The sequence below is a fragment of the Candidatus Methylomirabilota bacterium genome (assembly GCA_003104975.1).
Taxonomy (GTDB): Bacteria; Methylomirabilota; Methylomirabilia; order Methylomirabilales; family Methylomirabilaceae; genus Methylomirabilis.
In genome coordinates this window covers 170,746-188,535 of the sequence record PQAM01000018.1, presented here as the reverse complement: position 1 = coordinate 188,535, position 17,790 = coordinate 170,746, and the positions used below count along the sequence as shown (strand labels likewise).

16 protein-coding genes are annotated in these 17,790 nt (G+C 60.9%); 15 read left to right on the top strand and 1 reads right to left on the bottom strand.

What is annotated here, in order from left to right; genetic code table 11:
• Positions 1 to 72 precede the first annotated feature (72 nt).
• The 15 genes from C3F12_13815 (at position 73) to C3F12_13745 (ending at position 15,905) form a co-directional block, all read left to right on the top strand.
• Positions 73 to 1,272: a butyryl-CoA dehydrogenase gene (locus C3F12_13815; protein ID PWB42973.1), complete on the top strand. Its 1,200-nt coding sequence runs from the start codon at positions 73 to 75 to the stop codon at positions 1,270 to 1,272.
• A complete protein-coding gene (locus tag C3F12_13810; GenBank protein PWB42972.1) occupies positions 1,272 to 2,462 on the top strand; it encodes a formyl-CoA transferase in 1,191 nt (396 codons plus the stop codon). Before C3F12_13815 ends, C3F12_13810 begins: the two co-directional genes overlap by 1 nt.
• A gap of 205 nt (positions 2,463 to 2,667) precedes the next feature.
• Positions 2,668 to 3,243, top strand: a complete 576-nt coding sequence (locus C3F12_13805) for a transposase (GenBank protein ID PWB42971.1) — start codon at positions 2,668 to 2,670, stop codon at positions 3,241 to 3,243.
• Positions 3,244 to 3,563: 320 nt separating this feature from the next.
• Entirely contained in the window at positions 3,564 to 4,550 is a 987-nt protein-coding gene (locus tag C3F12_13800; GenBank protein ID PWB42970.1) for a hypothetical protein, read from the top strand.
• 154 nt (positions 4,551 to 4,704) lie between these two features.
• Positions 4,705 to 5,445 carry a DNA-binding response regulator gene (locus C3F12_13795; GenBank protein PWB42969.1) on the top strand — a complete coding sequence of 247 codons (741 nt, stop codon included), beginning with the start codon at positions 4,705 to 4,707 and terminating at the stop codon, positions 5,443 to 5,445.
• A gap of 397 nt (positions 5,446 to 5,842) precedes the next feature.
• The gene (locus C3F12_13790; GenBank protein PWB42968.1) at positions 5,843 to 6,883 is read left to right on the top strand and encodes a hypothetical protein; all 1,041 of its coding nucleotides are present in this window, start codon (positions 5,843 to 5,845) and stop codon (positions 6,881 to 6,883) included.
• A gap of 67 nt (positions 6,884 to 6,950) precedes the next feature.
• On the top strand, positions 6,951 to 8,369 hold the full coding sequence (locus tag C3F12_13785) for a hypothetical protein (GenBank protein ID PWB42967.1): 1,419 nt from the start codon (positions 6,951 to 6,953) through the stop codon (positions 8,367 to 8,369).
• Positions 8,370 to 8,440: 71 nt separating this feature from the next.
• A complete protein-coding gene (locus tag C3F12_13780; GenBank protein ID PWB42966.1) occupies positions 8,441 to 8,743 on the top strand; it encodes a hypothetical protein in 303 nt (100 codons plus the stop codon).
• 112 nt (positions 8,744 to 8,855) lie between these two features.
• Complete coding sequence (locus tag C3F12_13775) at positions 8,856 to 9,677, top strand: hypothetical protein (GenBank protein PWB42965.1); 822 nt, start codon at positions 8,856 to 8,858, stop codon at positions 9,675 to 9,677.
• A 326-nt stretch (positions 9,678 to 10,003) separates the two neighbouring features.
• On the top strand, positions 10,004 to 10,630 hold the full coding sequence (locus C3F12_13770; GenBank protein ID PWB43038.1) for a DNA-binding response regulator: 627 nt from the start codon (positions 10,004 to 10,006) through the stop codon (positions 10,628 to 10,630).
• Between the two features lie 178 nt (positions 10,631 to 10,808).
• Positions 10,809 to 11,201, top strand: a complete 393-nt coding sequence (locus C3F12_13765) for a two-component system response regulator (GenBank protein PWB42964.1) — start codon at positions 10,809 to 10,811, stop codon at positions 11,199 to 11,201.
• Between the two features lie 252 nt (positions 11,202 to 11,453).
• Positions 11,454 to 13,613 carry a hypothetical protein gene (locus C3F12_13760; GenBank protein ID PWB42963.1) on the top strand — a complete coding sequence of 720 codons (2,160 nt, stop codon included), beginning with the start codon at positions 11,454 to 11,456 and terminating at the stop codon, positions 13,611 to 13,613.
• A 1-nt stretch (position 13,614) separates the two neighbouring features.
• Positions 13,615 to 14,247, top strand: a complete 633-nt coding sequence (locus C3F12_13755) for a DNA-binding response regulator (protein ID PWB42962.1) — start codon at positions 13,615 to 13,617, stop codon at positions 14,245 to 14,247.
• Between the two features lie 159 nt (positions 14,248 to 14,406).
• Positions 14,407 to 14,796, top strand: coding sequence for a DNA-binding response regulator (locus tag C3F12_13750; protein PWB42961.1), 390 nt, complete (start codon positions 14,407 to 14,409; stop codon positions 14,794 to 14,796).
• Between the two features lie 17 nt (positions 14,797 to 14,813).
• Positions 14,814 to 15,905: a hypothetical protein gene (locus C3F12_13745; protein ID PWB42960.1), complete on the top strand. Its 1,092-nt coding sequence runs from the start codon at positions 14,814 to 14,816 to the stop codon at positions 15,903 to 15,905.
• A 424-nt stretch (positions 15,906 to 16,329) separates the two neighbouring features.
• Here the strand turns inward: C3F12_13745 and C3F12_13740 are convergent, their stop codons facing one another.
• On the bottom strand, positions 16,330 to 17,652 hold the full coding sequence (locus C3F12_13740) for a glycolate oxidase (protein PWB42959.1): 1,323 nt from the start codon (positions 17,650 to 17,652) through the stop codon (positions 16,330 to 16,332).
• Between the last annotated feature and the right edge of the window lie 138 nt (positions 17,653 to 17,790).

Sequence of the window (17,790 nt, the reverse complement as noted above, 5' to 3'; positions counted from 1 at the left end):
GTAAGGGGTTCTCCCTCACGCCTCACGCCTCACGCCTTACGTCTTACGTCTGGTTGGGAGGGGATGCGGGATATGGACTTCACACTAACTCCGGAGCAGGAGGCAGTCCGCGAGGCGACGCGGCAGTTTTGTCGCCGAGAGATCGTGCCGCACCTGCGCGACTGGGAGCGGACCGAGCGGTTCCCGGCCGACATCATCCCCAAGATCGCCGCCCAGGGCCTGCTGGGACTGTGCATCCCTCGTCGCTATGGCGGGTTGGGTCTGGATTACGTCAGCCTCGGCATCGTCAGTGAAGAGTTGGAGCGGGCCGATACCGCCTTCCGCGTGCTGATTGCGGTCCACCTTGCGCTCAACTCACTGGCGATATTTCAGTGGGGCGATGAGACGCAGAAACAGCGCTATCTCGTCCCGCAGGCGCGGGGCGAGAAGCTGGCGGCCTTCGCCCTGACCGAGCCGGATGCCGGCAGCGATGTGACGGGCATTCGGGCGACAGCACGGCGCGACGGCCAATCCTACATCCTGAACGGCGAGAAGACCTGGATCAGCCTGGCTGATGTTGCTGACCACTTCCTGATCTTCGCCTATACCGACCGTTCGGCCGGAACGCGCGGCATCTCAGCGTTCGTCGTTGAGCGCGGCTTCGAGGGGGTCAGCAGCTCCAGCATCCACCACAAGCTGGGCGGGCGGATCGGCAACACCGGCAGCATCGCGCTGCAAGAGGCGCGGGTCCCCGCCGAGAATCGGATCGGCGCAGAGGGCGAGGGGCTCCGGATCGCCCTGAGCGCCTTGGACAACGGCCGCTATACGGTGGCAGCGGGGGCGGTCGGCCTGATAGAGGCATCGTTGGAGGCGAGCCTGACCTACGCCGGGCAACGTTCGACCTTCGGCCAGTTCATCGGCCGACACCAACTGATCCAGCAAAAGATCGCCCGGATGGTCGCGGGCCGCGACATCGGACGATTACTGTACTATCAGGTGGGCTGGCTGAAGAATCAAGGGATGCGATGCACCCGCGAGGTCAGCCTGGCCAAGTGGGTCAACTGCCGCAAGGCCTTCCAGGCCGCCGATGACGCGATCCAGATCCACGGGGCGTACGGCTACAGCGACGAGTTCCCCGTCGAACGCTACTTCCGCAATGCCCGCGGGTCGCTGATCTATGAGGGGACCGAAGAGATCCACCAGTTGATCCAGGCCGAGTACGCCCTGGGCTACCGGACCGACAAGCCTCTTGCCACACCCTTACCCCCGTACCCCTTTGCGGAGGACGCCTAGTGGCCGGCGCCCTGGACGGCATTCGCGTCCTCGACCTGTCGCGGCATCTGGCCGGCCCCTACTGCGGGATGATGCTCGGCGATCTGGGGGCAGAGGTCATCAAGATCGAGCGACCGGGCGTCGGTGATGAGTCGCGCCACTGGGGGCCGCCGTTTTTCGACGGTGAGTCGGCCTACTATCTCTGTTGCAACCGCAACAAGCAGAGCCTCACACTGAACTTCAAGCATGATCGCGGCCGTGCCATTGTCCGGGACCTTGCCGAACGCAGCGATGTGGTCATCGAGAACTTCCGCGTCGGCGTCCTGGACAAGCTCGGTCTCGGCTACGCCGACCTGAAGGCCGTGAATCCTCGCCTCGTCTACTGCTCCATTAGCGGCTTCGGCCACACCGGACCTGACTGCGACCTGGGCAGCTACGATTTTCTGATCCAGGCTCGTAGCGGGCTGATGTCGATTACCGGCGAACGGGACGGCGCACCCCTCAAGGTCGGGGTCGCCATTTCGGACGTGACCGCCGGCCTGTTCGCCTGCAACGCGATCCTGGCGGCGCTGTTGGCCCGCGAGCGAACAGGTGCAGGACAACATCTCGACATTGCGCTCTACGATTCGCAGGTCGCCTGCCTGGCAAATATCGCCAGCAACTACCTCTGTTCCGGTCAGATCCCCGAGCGTTGGGGCAACACACACAAGAGTATCGTCCCCTACGAGGCGTTCCAGGCGGCCGATGATTATCTGATCCTGGCTGTCGGCAACGACGACCAGTGGCGGCAGTTCTGTGTTGCAGCGGGCGTGACCGCCTGGGCCGAGGATCCGCGCTTTGCAACCAATCCGGCGCGCGTGGAGAATCGCGAGACCATTGTCCCGATGCTGCAGGCTCTGCTCCGCGGCAGGACGGTTGCCGAGTGGCTGCACCTGTGCGCGAAAGCCGATGTCCCGGCCGGACCGGTCAACACCATCGACAAGGTCTTCGTCGACCCGCAGGCCCTCGCGCGGGGAATGCTGGTCCAGATGCCCCATCCGGCGCTCGGAACCGTCCCGCTGGCCGGGACGCCGCTGAACCTCTCCGCGACACCGACGCAGATGCGTCTGCCGCCCCCGCTCCTGGGCGAGCACACCGACACAATCCTCACGACACTCCTCGGCCTGGACACCGACGCCATCGCCGACTTGCGCCGTGACGGAGTGGTGTGACCATTGGTGCAGCGGCGCGATAAATAGGGCGCGATGAATCGCGCCCCTACGGCGGTAACGGCCTAAACAGGTGATCCGTTCGTCGCCACAAACCCTATCGTAGGGGCGCAATTCATTGCGCCCTCGCAGACGGGATCAAATGACCATTGTGCATGCTGATTGGTGAGGAACAAGAGCCGCTCTTTACCCTGCGTTGGGGGCTAACATGACATACCCGCAACGTCCCAGGCGCTCCGTCCGCGTAAGAGGCTACGACTACAGTGCCCCGGGCGCGTATTTCGTCACGATGTGTGTCCACGAACACGCATCGTTGTTTGGCGAGATAGCGAATGCAGAAATGCGGTTGAACAGTGCCGGCCAGATGGCGTGGACGGCGTGGAATGAATTGCCTACCCGATTCTCGTGCGTATGTGTGGACGAGTTTATCGTCATGCCCAACCATATTCACGGGATCATCATCGTGGTAGGGGCGCAATTTATTGCGCCCTCGCAATGCATTGCGCCTGATCCCACGCCCGATCATGCGCATGCGGCCAGCGCGATAAATCAGGGCGCGATGAATCGCGCCCCTACGTTGGGACATGTTGTGCGTGCATATAAGGCAACATCGACTCGATTCATTCGGGCAGCTGTAGATCCGGGGTTTGGTTGGCAACGTAATTATTATGAACACATCATCCGCGACGAGACTTCGTTAAATCGCATCCGGGAATACATCCAAAATAACCCGGCGCGTTGGGCGGAGGATCCCGAAAACCCTGATGCTGTCAGGGCGCAATAAATCCCGTCCCCTACGTTCATGCGATTTTCTTCCTCGCTTGTTCCAGCCGTGATCCTTCGACGCCTCCATCGCTTCGCCGTTTAGCCCCTATCAGGAATTTCCTGCCGGTTATTCAGGGGTTTACCCGATAGCTGTCGTCGTCCCCTCTCGTGTAATGTGCACTGTAATATCGGTGCAGAGGCTGACCGACAGAGCACGACGCTGGTCGGTGGTCGTTTGACTGTGAACGCCTTCTCAGTCCTGACCCATTCCGGGACCAACCCATAGAACAGCGCAATCGACACAGAAACGCGTCCACTACAACACAAGGAGAAGAGACTATGGCCGGAGCGAAGGATCGCCTGTGGGGTATCATCCTTGCCGGAGGTGATGGGCAAAGACTTCGACCGTTCATCAGGTCGCATCTGGGCCTTGAGCGTCCGAAACAATACTGTGCGTTGCTCGGCACGCGCTCCATGCTGCGACACACGATCGCCCGAGCGGAACGGCTCATCCCCCATCACCGCCTTCTGACCGTGGTGACGCGCCACCACCTCGACTATGCTCGAGAGGATCTGCATGATCGTCACCCTGAAGCGGTCATCGTCCAGCCCTCGAACCGGGACACAGGCCCCGGTATCCTGCTTCCGCTTCTTCATGTCTATCAGCGGGACCCGGAGGCGGTGGTCGCCCTTTTGCCTTCCGACCACTTCATCTCTGAGGAAGACCGTTTCATGGCGTCCGTCGAGGCCGCCGCCTCCTTCGCAGCCGCGTATCCGATCCGCCCCATCCTCCTTGGGGTGGAGCCTGATCGGCCCGAAACTCAATACGGCTGGATCGAGGCCGGTGACGTGATCGGGGAGCGCGGGGGGAATGCGCTGTATGTGGTCAAGCGATTTTTGGAGAAGCCCGATCTCGCCACCGCTCAATCCCTTTATCTGAATGGCTGCCTGTGGAATACCCTGGTCTTGGTGGGAAGGGCGTCCATGCTGTTGCAGCTTTTCAAGGAACTCACGCCGGAGCTGTATACCCCATTCGAGCGACTCCGCCCGGTGCTGGGATCCTCTCAAGCGCAAGAGGGAAGAGCCGTGGAGGCACTCTACGCGGGTCTCCCTTCGGTGAATTTCTCGCGGACGATACTGGCCCGCAGCCCTTCCTGCCTTGGGGTCATCCGGGCCAAAGGGATCTATTGGAGCGATTGGGGAAGTCCTCGGCAGGTCAAGTCCGACCTGGATCGCCTTAGCGGGATGGTACCTGCACGCAGCGGGGCTTGCGGCTGGCCTCTCATGCAGGGCACTCAGGCACAGGTGGTCTCTCAGGCCTGTTAGCAAAGGATCCGGGGATACCGTCGTGGCATTTTCAGGCACCGGCCGGCGAGACGGGCATCCATATCACAGTCGAAGTCGGGTCCGCTGCACGGACCCAACGGACGGCCCGGGGGACCTCCTCGCTCGCCCCGGGGCCGTCGCCTCTTCGAAAGGAATGACGATGGAGATTGTCGCGACGCGGACCGGCGGGTACGCCGGGCTGAGCCAGCAGATCCCCACCCTCAAGCGCCCCGGACAGGCGGGGTTGATACCGCAAATCACCGTACTGATTGCTGATGATCATGCGCTCTTTCGACAAGGCCTTGCGATGCTCTTAGCTCAGGACGACGCCGTCCAGGTGGTTGGGGAAGCGGCAGATGGTTTCCAGACCATCAGCATAGCGGAAACCCTGCAGCCGAATATCCTGTTGCTGGACATCGGAATGCCGGGACTTGGCGGCGTCGAAGCACTTTCACTGATCCGTAAGAGAGCTCCTCGGACACGCGTGTTGATCCTCTGCGACTCGCCGGACGATGAGTCCATAATCCAAACCCTGCAACTGGGCGCCAAAGGATATTTGTCGAAAACCCTCGTCCATCAGGATCTTGTCAGGGCCATCCGGACTACCCATAGTAACGGGGAGATCTGGGCAGAGCGCAAAATTCTTACGCAGGTACTGGAAAGCTTGCGCTTGAAAGTGCACGGGATGGGGGCCTCCCTTCAGGAGGCGCAAGAGAGCCTAACGGCTCGTGAGCGGGATGTCGTTCAGTGGGTCCTACAGGGGATGACGAACAAAGAGATTGCCGTTCAGCTTGGGATCGCCGACAAGACCGTCAAGACACATCTGAGCAATATTTTTAACAAGTTGAAGATCAGCCGGCGGCTCCAACTTGTCCTCAACCGGGTTGTGGAATAGCCGGATCGCCCGCTCCGCTGGTCTGCCAACCCCCTTTTCACGCCTTCTACCCCTCGTGGGTCGATTGATGAGGCGTTAGCCTTCAGTCCGCGCTACACTCGCTTTGACTGATTCGGTGATCGTGACCATCCATGCGCATGCACGTGACGCGGTGAAGCAGGGCGCGGTGAATCGCGCCCCTACAGATCAGGGATTTCCTGCCTGCCATTCAGGGATTTACCCGATAGCTATCGTGAGACGCGGTGGCCTACATTAAGAGCAATTACTTTGGGGGTAGTTGACCCACTTCCCACATGTCGTCGTACCCCCAAACGCAGCACCTTTTTTGGTCATGCCGATCTCCAACCCTCGGTGCTAAAACAAAATGTAGCGTCTACCAACCAAAGGAGAAGTGGCCATGTCTGGAGCGACAGATCGTCTATGGGGCATCATTCTCGCCGGGGGTGACGGGCAAAGACTTCGACCGTTCATCAGGTCGCATCTGGGCCTTGAGCGTCCGAAACAGTACTGTGCGTTGCTCGGCACGCGCTCCATGCTGCGGCACACGATCGCCCGAGCGGAACGGCTCATCCCGCATGACCGCCTTCTGACCGTGGTCACCCGCCACCACCTCGACTATGCTCGACAGGAGCTTCATGATCGTCACCCTGAAACGGTCATCGTTCAGCCTATGAACCGGGATACCGGCCCCGGCATCCTTTTGCCGCTTCTCCACATCTATCAGCGGGACCCGGAGGCGGTGGTCGCCCTTTTGCCCTCCGATCACTTCATCTCCGAGGAAGATCGTTTCATGGCGTCCGTCGAGGCCGCCGCCTCCTTCGCGGCTGCATATCCGGTCCGCCCCATCCTCCTTGGGGTTGAGCCTGATCGGTCTGAAACTCAATACGGTTGGATCGAGGCCGGTGAGGTGATTGGGCAACGCGGGGAAAGGGAACTGCATCTGGTCAAGCGGTTCTGGGAGAAGCCGGACCTCCAGACGGCTAATAGTCTCTACCTGAACGGGTGCTTATGGAATACGATGGTCCTTGTCGGCCAGGCGGGAGCCCTTCTGTCGCTTTTTGTCACGCTAACGCCCAGGCTCTTTGTTGCTCTGTATCGACTCTGTTCCAGTTGTGATCGATCCCGGCATGCCGAGGTCCTGGAGGAGGTCTACAGCACCCTACCCTCCGTCAACTTCTCCCAAGCGATCTTGGCGCGTTGCTCGCAGCGCCTTGGCGTTTTGCCGGTCAAGGGGATCTATTGGAACGATTGGGGCAACCCGGAGCAGGTCCGGCAGGACATCGCTCGGTTTGGTTCCCGGCGGGGGACTTGGCGCCTCACCGAGCGGGAACTGGCCCCGGAAGAGATATCGGTTACACACACTGAGGCGACACGCGGCCTGGCCGATGGGAAGGAGGAGAAAGAAGATGAGTTGATCGCACATGCTGGAGCAAGGTAAAGGGCGGTGAAAAGTACAAGCCGGGCCTTCCGGCGAAATTGAACGGAAGGCCTTGAAAGGGGAGACGATGATGAAGGAGAAAGAGCTGACCGGAAACGGATATCCTACCGTACCCATCACGCTGCCGACCCCCACCATCGAGTATCGAACCCACCGGAAGAGTCTGAAGGTCACCGTGGAGCCCGGCATGCCGGTGAAACCGGCTCCGATCCCGATCCCGATCCCGGTGGTGATAGGTTCGCGGGTCCTGATGTGGAAGCAGGATCCGTCGGTTGCCGAAATCGGCATCCGCAGGGCCTATCTCCCCGGGCAGGTGCTCACGGGGCCGAAAGACGCCCGCATCAGCCATGGGACCCCGGGCATTGCGTCGGTCACGCCGAACGCGTTCGGGGACTTCGTCCACACGCCCGGCACAGACGCTTTCGATGCGGTCCATACTTTCGCCGTCGTCCGTCAGACGCTCACCATGTACCAGCGGTGCCGGGCTGTCGGCGGGGCGCCTTCCCCACTGCCGTGGCAGTGGAATAGCGCTACCAATACCGATCCGCTCAACGTCTTTCCGCATGGTCTCCCTGACACCATGAACGCCTTTTACAGCCGAAATGCGAAGGCGCTCAAGTTCGGCGACTTCATCCCCAACGGTACTCCTCCGCCATCACGGGTCTTTACCTGCCGCTCGCTGGACATTGTGGCCCACGAAACCGGCCATGCCATTCTGGATGGACTCAAGCCCGGGTGGCTCGGGATTGGGAATCCCCCACAGACGGGAGGTCTGCATGAGTCGTTCGGGGATCTGACCGCTATCTTCCTCGCCCTCTCCCAGATCGATCAGGTAGAGGCGATCATCGCCCAGACCAAGGCCAACCTGCACGATAAGACCTTCCTGGCCGATCTGGCGGAGCAGTTCGGCTTGGCGCTGGGCCGACCCAACGGCCTGCGCAACGCCGACAACGACCTGAAGCTGAGTCAGGTGGGGACCGAGGTACATGCGATCTCGCAGGTCTTTACCGGCGCCATCTACGACATTTTCGCCGACATCTTCGCCTTCGAGCGAAAGAGCGCGGTCAAGGACGATGCCGCGGTCCTGTACGAGGTCGGCCAGTACGTCTGCAGCCTGGTGCTTCGCGCGCTCATTGCGGCGCCCGCCACCGCCGCCACCTTTGCGAATGTCGCGAACCAGATGCTCAGCATCGCCCTGGCAGACGGCAAGCCGGTGCAGTATCGTAACTTCATCCGAAACCGCTTTACGGTTCGGGAGGTGGTGGTCTCGCCGACACCGTTACAGGCGGACCACGACGCGACGCGCGAGTTGGAGCCCGCCATGCAGGATGCGCCGGGCGCGATGCAGAATCGGAGCACCTGCTGTGGCACGATGAATCTCGCCGAATTTTGCGGAGGCGAGGAGGCGCTGCAGGTGGAGGTTGAAGAGCTGAAGCGCGCCCTCGCCGGTAGCCCGGCGCGCGCCCGTGCTACAGCCAAAGTCTGATACGATTCCCGCTGGACGGCCCGGGGACACCTCCTCCCCCCCGGGCCGTCCCCTCTTTGAAAGGGACGGCGGTGGAGATTGTCGTGAAGCGCATCGGCGGGTACGCCGGCCTGAGCCAGGAGATTGCCGCCTTCAGTACCACGCGGCTGGACGCGGCGGTGGCACAACAGGTTGAGCAGTTAGTGAACAATATTCGTTTCTTCGACCTGCCGGCCTTTGTCTCCGGGGGCGTTGTCGGCGCCGATCTGTTCCAATACGAGATCACCATTACCGAAGGCGAGCGACAGCATACGGTAACCTTCGTCGATGAAGAGACGCCGGAGACGAGGCCGCTTCGTCGGCTCGTCGAGGCGTTCATCCGGGCAGGGCGCTAGGGCCTCATTGCAATAATACCTGTACCGTCATTCCCGCAGTCCTTAAGCGGGAATCCAGAATCGCGCTATTCCCTGGATTCCGGCTCGCGCCCGCCGTGCGGGCTTGGCCGGAATGACGTCCAGAAATTTGTATGAATTTTCTATAAACGACATTGGGACGGCTTGTGGTATCCTACAGCGCATGATCGCTTCTCGGCGTACCACAATCGCTCTGTGCCGACATTCATTCAAAGGGGAGAGCGCGATGAGACGGATATGGATTGTGGTCATGGGTCTTGGCCTGCTGGCTGCTCAGGCGAGCGCCGAGGAGGCGCCGGTCCTCAAGACCGAAAAGGACAAAATGAGCTACGGCATTGGAGCTGAGGCAGGCAGAAACTTCAAGCGGCTGGGGGTCGAGGTCGACACGGACCTCCTGGTAAGGGGCTTGCGGGACGCCCTTTCGGGCGAAAAGTTGCTCATGACCGATGAGGAGGTCCGGGCCACCATGACCGCGTACCAGGCTGAGGCTCGGCAGAAGCAGGCGCAGGCGGCGCGGCTGGCGGCCGAGAACAACAAGAAGGCAGGAGAGGCCTTCCTGGCAGATAACAAGGCGAAGGAGGGCGTCGTCACTCTGCCGAGCGGGCTCCAATACAAGATCCTCAAGAAGGGCGACGGCAAAACGCCGGCGGATGCCGATACAGTCGAGTGTAACTACCGGGGCACGCTCATCAATGGGACCGAGTTCGACAGCTCCTATCGCCGCGGACAACCTGCAACCTTCAAGGTCACCGGGGTCATCCCCGGTTGGAGGGAAGCGCTGAAGCTGATGCCGGTAGGCTCTAAGTGGCAGATCTTCATTCCCCCTCAGCTTGCGTACGGAGAGCGGGGAGCGGGCCGCGATATCGGACCAAACGCGACCCTCATCTTTGAGGTGGAGCTGCTGGCCATCAAGTGATCGGTGGCGGTCCTCGCCACCTCTCCGCGTGCCGGGCAACGGGGATTGCCGAGGTCTATTGCCTTAGGCGCTCCTGTATCTTTCCCTTTTTACCGATGACGTATCTCGCCTAGACCCGCCTCATCCATAGCCGGTCGTGCACGGTTATTTCCCCAACTCATTGTTTTCCTTGCAAACATAGGACACTGTCCTTTATCATTGTCGAGTTAGCTTTCAAAACTGTGCGAAGTGTTCGGATAGGGAGGTGCAGATCACGTCAACACCCGGCCGTGGAACTGCGCTGCACATCACCATTCCCCTGGGTACATAATAATAAAAAAATGTCGATTCAGGTGCTGCTTGCCGATGATCACCCGATTGTGCGCGAGGGGTTCAGGGCCCTCCTGACGCAAGAAGGGTTCCGGGTGGTCGGTGAAGCCTCAGACGGTCACGAGGCGGTACGGCTGGCTCGGGCACTTCGTCCCGATGTGGCAGTGCTCGACCTGTCCATGCCGTTATTGAACGGCCTGGAGGCCGCCAAGGCGATCCTTCAGACCTCGCCTGGGACGCGTACGATCTTGGTCACCATGTACACCGAGGATTGCTATGTTCTTGAGGCCATGCGGGTCGGCGTCCGGGGTTACGTCGTGAAGCAACAGGCAGTGAAGGACTTGGTGGCGGCGATCCGAGAAGTGGCGGGCGGCGCGATCTACCTGAGCCCAAGCATCTCTCGAGCGGTCGTGCAAGCCTATCTGGACAAAACCGATCTGCCGCCTGATCCCCTGTCCTCGCGGGAGCGGCAGGTTCTCCAACTCGTGGCCGAAGGGAAGACGACGAAGGAGATCGCCCAACTCTTAGGGATCAGCGTCAAGACCGCCGAATCCCATCGCACCCACATTATGGAGAAACTGGATATCCATGAGACGGCCGGCCTTGTCCGTTATGCGATCCGCCGAGGCTTGATTCAGCCCTGACCGGCCTGCCGCCGGGCAGCTCTGCGGCCTTGGACATTGCGCGACGTGTCTTTTCAGGGATTTCCTCCTCCTCTTTCGGGGTATTACCTGATTACCTGTCTCATGGACAGGGAGGAGAATGCGTTTGTAGCTGACGTAGATCCATCATCAGGGAGGACGTAATCCCAAAGGAGGCACCGTGGCCGCCGATATCCAGACACGAGTCAACCGAATGCCGATCGCAACCCTGATTGTCGATGATGATCGCCCGTTTCGACAGGCCGTAAGGCAGCTCTTGGAGCAAGCATCGGAGGTCAGTGTGGTCGGGGAGGCCACAGACGGCGAAGAGGCCGTCCGACTGGCGCAGGAGCTTCGGCCTGATGTGGTGCTCATGGACATCACCATGCCACGTTTGGGTGGACTCGAGGCTACCAGACGGATCAAAGCCGAGCGGCCGGAGATGAAGATTATCGTCCTGACGGTGCATCAGGAAGAAGTTTACCGCACGACGGCGCGTGAATGCGGAGCCGACGCGTTTCTGACCAAGAAGACGGTAGGATCCCAACTCCTCCCCACCATCTTCGGCTTCTAGTTTTCGTCGGTACATCTCCTGCCCTTCTGCGTCATTGCGAGGGAGCGTAGCGCCCGAAGCAATCTCACCGGTTTTTCCGGTATCAAGTACGATGAGATTGCCGCGCTCCCGTTGGTCGCTCGCAATGACGTATCCCACGCCCTATTCTGTGAGTTGCCTTTCCCGCGGGTCAAGTACGTAGTATCTTATTAGTAGTGGAACCGTTGTAGACAACGCGCTATCCCTTACCACGAGCGGAGATCAGGTGGTGTGATGCGTTCAGTTGCCTTGCCGACCCGATGGGCCACACAGATCGAGCGCACAGTCAAGACCATTACTGCCGGTCTCGCGAGTCTGCGGGTTCGCATCCTGCTGCTCGTTCTCCTGGCACTCATCCCCGCCTTCGGGATGCTGCTGTATATCGCCATGGAACGACGAAGCCATGAGACCGCTCAGATCCAGGCCGACGCCCTATCATTGGTTCGACTCGCCTCTACCAGACAAGAACGATTGATTGAGGGGGCGCGGGAACTGCTGGCTCGCCTGGCTCAAACTTCTGCCGTACGCCAAGGTGATACGATGACGTGTAATGCGCTCCTTCGCACCCTTAGGAGAAAGTACCCTCAGTATGCCGGTCTGGGCGCGGCCGGGCCGAATGGCGAGGTCTTTTGCAGCGCCATACCGGTTCGTAGTCCGATCAATGTCGGAGACCGTCCCTTTTTCCAGCGCGCCGTCCGAAGCCGCAACTTTGCCGTCGGCGACTACCGGATTGACCCGTCCGGCAGTCGCACGATTCTCACCTTTGCGTACCCTGTGTTGGATGGCGCCGGTCGGCTGGCGGCGTTGGTGTTCGCCGATCTTGATCTGACCTGGATTAGTGACGTTGTGGCTGAAGCCCGCCTGCCTGAGGACAGTGTGGTGACGGTGGTTGATCACAACGGCACCATCCTGGCCCGCGACCACGACCCTAAGCCATGGGTTGGAAAGTCTGTCGCCGCGGTCCCGATCTATCAGGCTATGCTGAAGCAATCACGGGAGGGGACAGCTCAGGGGCGCGGGCTGGACGGTATCAAGAGCCTGTTCGCATTCAAGCCGTTGCTGAGCTCTTCAGAGTCGGGAAACGTCTATGTGGGTGTCGAGATCCCTACGGCCGTCGCCTTTGCCAAATCCAACCGCATGCTGACGTACGACCTGGCGCGGCTCCTGCTGGTGGCCGCCCTGACCGTCATGGCGGCCTGGGTCGGCACCGGTGTCTTTTTCCTGCGCCGCGTCCAGGCCCTGATGGCGACGACGGATCGCCTGCGGGGGGGCGACCTGAGCGCTCGTACCGGCCTGTCATACGGGCCGGGGGAGTTGGGTCATCTCGCGAAGGCCTTCGATGAGATGGCGGCGGCGTTGCAGCAGCGGCAGACCGACGCGGAGCGGGCCGCTGAAGTCATGAGGAAGCTGTGGAGTGCTGTAGAGCAGACCGCCGACAGTGTGATCATCACCAATCGAGAGGGCATCATCGAGTATGTCAACCCCGCCTTCGAACGGGAGACCGGTTACAGGCTTGACGAGGTGATCGGCCGGACGCCGGGGATCCTGAAGTCGGGGCAGCACGGCAAGCCGTTCTATGCGCAGATGTGGGAGGCGATTCTTGCCGGAGAGGTATTTCGCGCCGTCTTCATCAACCGAAAAAAGGATGGGACGATCTATTACGAAGACAAGAACATCGCGCCGCTCAGGGATCATGAGAGGAACATCACCCACTTCGTGTCGGTGGGGCGCGATATCACCGAACGCCAGCGCGTCGAGACCGCTCTGCGCCACTTGAACGAGACGTTGGAGCAGGAGTCGAGACGGATCGCCCACGCACTCCATGACGAAGCGGGGCAGCTCCTGGCTGCCGTCGATATTGCGCTGGACGAGTTCGCTCACGAACTGCCGCCGCCGGCCCAGCCGCACCTCCAGGAGGTTAAGGCGCTTCTGGACCAGATCGAGGCGCAACTCCGGCACGTGTCCCACGAGCTTCGCCCCACGGTCCTGGACGACCTGGGATTGGTACCGGCCCTGGAATTCCTGGCCGAAGGGGTCTCGGCGCGGACGGGCCTTTCGATCACCGTGGAGGGACCGACCACCGGTCGCCTGCCGCTTGCCATCGAAACAGCCCTCTATCGGACCGTTCAGGAGGCCCTCACGAACGTGACGAAACACGCCCAGGCCAAGAGCGTATCGGTTCAGGTCAAGCGGGAAAACCGGCGGCTTCGTTGCACCATCCGGGACGACGGGATCGGCTTTGACGCGTCTGCCGTCCAGACTCGAAAGGGCGAGCGGGGTCTCGGATTAATCGGGATCCGTGAGCGGCTTGACGCCTTGGGTGGTAGGCTGCAGATCACCTCGGCCCCTGGCCGGGGGACGGAACTGGCCATTACCGTCCCGCTGGAGGCATAAGATGGATATCCGGGTGTTGCTGGCCGACGACCATTTGATCGTTCGTCAAGGGTGCAAGGCCCTCCTGGAGCGGGAAGGGTTCGAGGTTGTCGGGGAGGCTTCGGACGGCCACGAGGCGGTCCGGCTCTCCCGGACGCTTCAGCCGGATGTCGCGGTGCTGGACCTGGCGATGCCGCTTATGAACGGCCTGGAAGCCTCTCAGGAGATAGTACACGTTTCTCCCAGGACAAAGAGTGTCCTGCTCACGATGTACACGGACGATCATTACGTCATCCAGGCCCTTCGGGCCGGTATTCAGGGATATGTCGTCAAGACCCAGGCGACGACGGATCTGGTTCAGGCGATCCATGAGGTGACCAAGGGCGCGATCTATCTGAGTCCCACCATCTCCCGGGCGGTCGTCGACGCCTATCTGGCGAAGACCGAACTACCCCCCGATCCTCTGACCCCCCGGGAACGACAGGTCCTGCAACTGGTCGCCGAGGGGAAGACGGCGAAGGAGATGGCCGAGTTCCTCGGGATCAGTGTCAAGACCGTCGAGTCCCATCGAACCCGGATCAAGGAGAAGCTCCATATCCACGATACTGCCGGGTTGGTCCGTTACGCCATTCGCCAAGGCGTGATCCAGCCTTAAAGCAGACCACCGTGTGAGCGGAGCCGCGCCCTCTCTTGTAGGGTTTTTCCTCACCCTCTTTGCGCATTTACTCCAATCGCCTTACCGGAATTCCGCTGATAGCCCCGCCCCGCCCCACGCACTATCTTGACTGTGAAAGGAGACTGCTTGGAAAGGGCCGTGCGCTTCACTGTTCCGCCGCAAAGGATGATGCCAATGACTGCCCTGATTGTGGACGATGATCGCGCGTTTCGCAGGGTCGTGAGACGACTCCTGGAACGAGCGGGCGATATCAGTGTCGTGGGAGAAGCTGACGACGGCGAAGAGGCCGTTGAGTTGACGCGGCAGTTTCAGCCGGATGTGGTCCTGATGGACGCCGCCATGCCTCGTGTCGATGGATTTGAGGCGACGCGACGCATCAAGGCGGAACGGCCCCAGACAAAGATCATTATCCTCACGGTTCATGAGGAAGGTGTGTACCGTCGGGCTGCCAAGGGCAGCGGAGCGGATGACTTTCTCATCAAGAAGACCCTCGCCACCAAGCTGCTGCCCGCCATCGTCGAGCAGTAGTGTTGTGGAGCCGGACTATGGGACGACAGAAGATATTCGGGATCTTGGAGGGCGGCGGCGTTCGAGGGGTCGCCCATGCCGGCGCTTATGAAGCCGTGACCCGAGCAGCCCGGTTCGAATTCGCCGGGATTGCCGGAACATCGGCCGGCTCGATTGTGGCCGCCCTGATCGCGGCCGGTGCGACTCCGGAGTTTGTCAAGCGGTTGCTGCTCTCAACCGACTTTCGAGAATTTCTGGATCCTGAATGTCGCGACGTGAATATCGCGAACGCGAGGGCGCTCGTGGAGGAATTGCTCAATGAAAGCCTGCTGGGTCGCGCGATGACCATCACGTCGGCGCTCTTCTCCAACGATGCGCTGATCACCAGGCTATTTTCCGGCAACGGGATCCATTCCGGCGCGCCTTTTGTGGCATGGTTCAAACGAGCGCTGCAAGACTGTTGCGGCGAAGCGGAGTTGCGCTTCAGAGATGTCGCGGGCAAAAACCTGAAGATCATCGCCACCAACCTGACCACGCGATCACTGACCGTTTTCAGCTCGGAACTCACGCCGGGGCTCGCGTTGTGGGAGGCTGTTCGGGCCTCAATCAGCATTCCTTTTTTCTTCAAGCCGTTGAAGATCGGCACGGGACTGTTTGTGGACGGCGGCTTGCTGAGCAATTTCCCGGTATGGGTGTTTGAACATGAGAGACACGCGTCCCCGTCCACCCCTATCGTGGGATTTCGGTTGCACGAGCCCACTCCGCAACCCCGGGAGCCGGTGACGTTTGTCGATTTCGTCACGTCGTTTTGGGAAACGTGTTGGAACACCACGAAAGACGGGAGTACCCGGAACGGGAACGGCGCCCTTCCGGCGTTCCTTACGATCGATCTTCTCACCGATGGGTTGGACTGGCTGGCATTCGATATCGACGCGAACAAAAAACAGCAGATTTACGACGAGGCGGTCCGTATCACCGCAGAGGCGCTCACCCGAGAGTTGTGGCCCGTCGCCGAGGCCTCGAAACCCAAAGGGATCCTCGCGCGGATCGCCGGGGAGATGCTCGCCGTATTACGGGTGAACGGGCGGTACCGGACTCGGAATTGCCGGTACAGTGCAGTAGCAAAGTAATAGCATGGCGCCGGGCTCCTGCCACTGCGCTCCGGCGATCTCCGCGGTCTGTGCTTGATCTTCTTGCTGTTGGGCCAGTTGTTCAAGCTGCTCCCGCACCTCGTCGATTGACCGGGTGGTGCGCAGGACGTGAGCAGCCAAGGTCCACGGTATGGGCCAACTTCTTCCGATCCCTAACATGGCGGGTCCTCCGATTCTAAGTATGCCGTCGTGTGGTGTAACGATAATCCCCTCACAGCCTTTACTCACAAAATAGAACGCGATTTGAAAGACAAAAATCGGTGAACGTCTGATTTTTGCGTCAGACTATGGTCAGGTCCCATGTCGGCGGATCGCCTACACAACGAGGCGGGAGGCGGAAAGCGTGAGGCGTGTGAGGCGCGTCGCGTGAAAGCCTATCCCTTCACCCCTTACGCCTCACGTTTCACGTCTTACGGCTATCCCCCCGATACGAGGCGTCCAGCAGCTCGATGGGGTGCATGACCCGGATCGCGAGCCCTCGCTCTCTCAGGCCCTTTTGGATCTGGAGGGTACAACCGGGGTTGCCGCTGACTACCAGATCAGCCCCCGTCGCTTTGATCCGTTCGAGCTTGCGATCCAGCAACTGTTGCGCCGGCTCGGGGTGGAGCAGATTGTAAATCCCGGCACTGCCGCAGCAGAAGTCGGACTCTTGCAGCTCGACCAACCGGAGGCCGGGGATCGCCTTCAGAATCGCCCTTGGTGCCTCCCGAACCCTCTGGCCGTGCGCCAGGTGGCAGGCATCGTGACAGGTGACGGTGAGGCTCAGCCGCTGGAGGGCGCCACGTAGCGGGGCTTCTGCAAGAAACTCAGAGACATCCCGCACTTTTTGGCTGAAGGCCTTGGCCCTCGCGGCGTAGGTTGGATCGGTATGGAGTAGTTCCCAATATTCCTTCATGGCCGAGCCGCACCCGGCCGCATTGACTACAACATGATCCGCGTTGGCCTGCTCGAAACAGTCGATGGTCCGCCTCGCCAGCGCCTTCCCTCGCTCCCGCTCCCCTTCGTGAATCAGGAGCGAGCCGCAGCAGCCTTGATCTCTCGGCGCGATGACGTCGTAGCCGTTCTCGCTTAAGACCCGAGCTGTGGCGGCATTCGCGTGGGCGAAGAAGAACTGTTGAACGCAGCCGAGCAGAAGCCCCACCCGTCCCCGCCTCTGGCCTTTCGCCGGTGTGATCTCCGGTAGCTCGCTCACGCGAGGATCGTGGAGGTCAGGGAGCAGCGCCTCCATCCGGCCCAGGCGACCCAGGCGGCGCAACAGCCCCCATCCCCGGATGAGCCGCTGCAGGCCGGACCGCTGATAGACACAGAGGAGCCTGGTCAGCGCCCGCAGGCGGCCGAGATCGGTAAAGGTGTGCAACAGCAGATCGCGAAACCACCGCTCGACAGGGGGATACTGATAACGCCGCTTAAGCTGGCCCCTGGCCGCCTCCATCAAAAAGCCGAACTGCACGCCGGAGGGGCAGGCCGTCTCGCAGGCCCGGCAGAGGAGACACAGATCCATGTGCCTGGCGAAGCTGTCGGAGAGGTCGATCTTCCCTTCCGAAGCGCTCCGGATGAGGTACAGCCGCCCCCGCGGGCTGTCCATCTCGTTGCCGAGGACCAGATAGGTGGGGCAGGTGGGCAGGCAGAATCCGCAATGGATGCAGTCGAGAACAAGTTCGGGATCGGGCGGATCGAGCTGATCGAAGGCCCGTAAGACGATCTTCTCTGTCGGTTGGCTCACCATCCCTGGAATACTACAGCTTTGACGTCTCCCGGCCAAGACACATTTTGTGTCTTGGCTTCGAAAGTCCCCCGTGTGGGTCATTGCGAGGGAGCGTAGCGACCGAAGCAATCTCACAGTCGTTCGGGGCAACGACCGTGA

Excerpts from the sequence above, each read along its gene's own strand:
- C3F12_13815 (PWB42973.1), top strand. The coding sequence starts at position 73 with ATGGACTTCACACTAACTCCGGAGCAGGAGGCAGTCCGCGAGGCGACG.
- C3F12_13805 (PWB42971.1), top strand. The coding sequence starts at position 2,668 with ATGACATACCCGCAACGTCCCAGGCGCTCCGTCCGCGTAAGAGGCTAC.
- C3F12_13800 (PWB42970.1), top strand. The coding sequence starts at position 3,564 with ATGGCCGGAGCGAAGGATCGCCTGTGGGGTATCATCCTTGCCGGAGGT.
- C3F12_13795 (PWB42969.1), top strand. The coding sequence starts at position 4,705 with ATGACGATGGAGATTGTCGCGACGCGGACCGGCGGGTACGCCGGGCTG.
- C3F12_13790 (PWB42968.1), top strand. The coding sequence starts at position 5,843 with ATGTCTGGAGCGACAGATCGTCTATGGGGCATCATTCTCGCCGGGGGT.
- C3F12_13785 (PWB42967.1), top strand. The coding sequence starts at position 6,951 with ATGATGAAGGAGAAAGAGCTGACCGGAAACGGATATCCTACCGTACCC.
- C3F12_13775 (PWB42965.1), top strand. The coding sequence starts at position 8,856 with ATGACGTCCAGAAATTTGTATGAATTTTCTATAAACGACATTGGGACG.
- C3F12_13760 (PWB42963.1), top strand. The coding sequence starts at position 11,454 with ATGCGTTCAGTTGCCTTGCCGACCCGATGGGCCACACAGATCGAGCGC.
- C3F12_13755 (PWB42962.1), top strand. The coding sequence starts at position 13,615 with ATGGATATCCGGGTGTTGCTGGCCGACGACCATTTGATCGTTCGTCAA.
- C3F12_13745 (PWB42960.1), top strand. The coding sequence starts at position 14,814 with ATGGGACGACAGAAGATATTCGGGATCTTGGAGGGCGGCGGCGTTCGA.
- C3F12_13740 (PWB42959.1), bottom strand. The coding sequence starts at position 17,652 with ATGGTGAGCCAACCGACAGAGAAGATCGTCTTACGGGCCTTCGATCAG.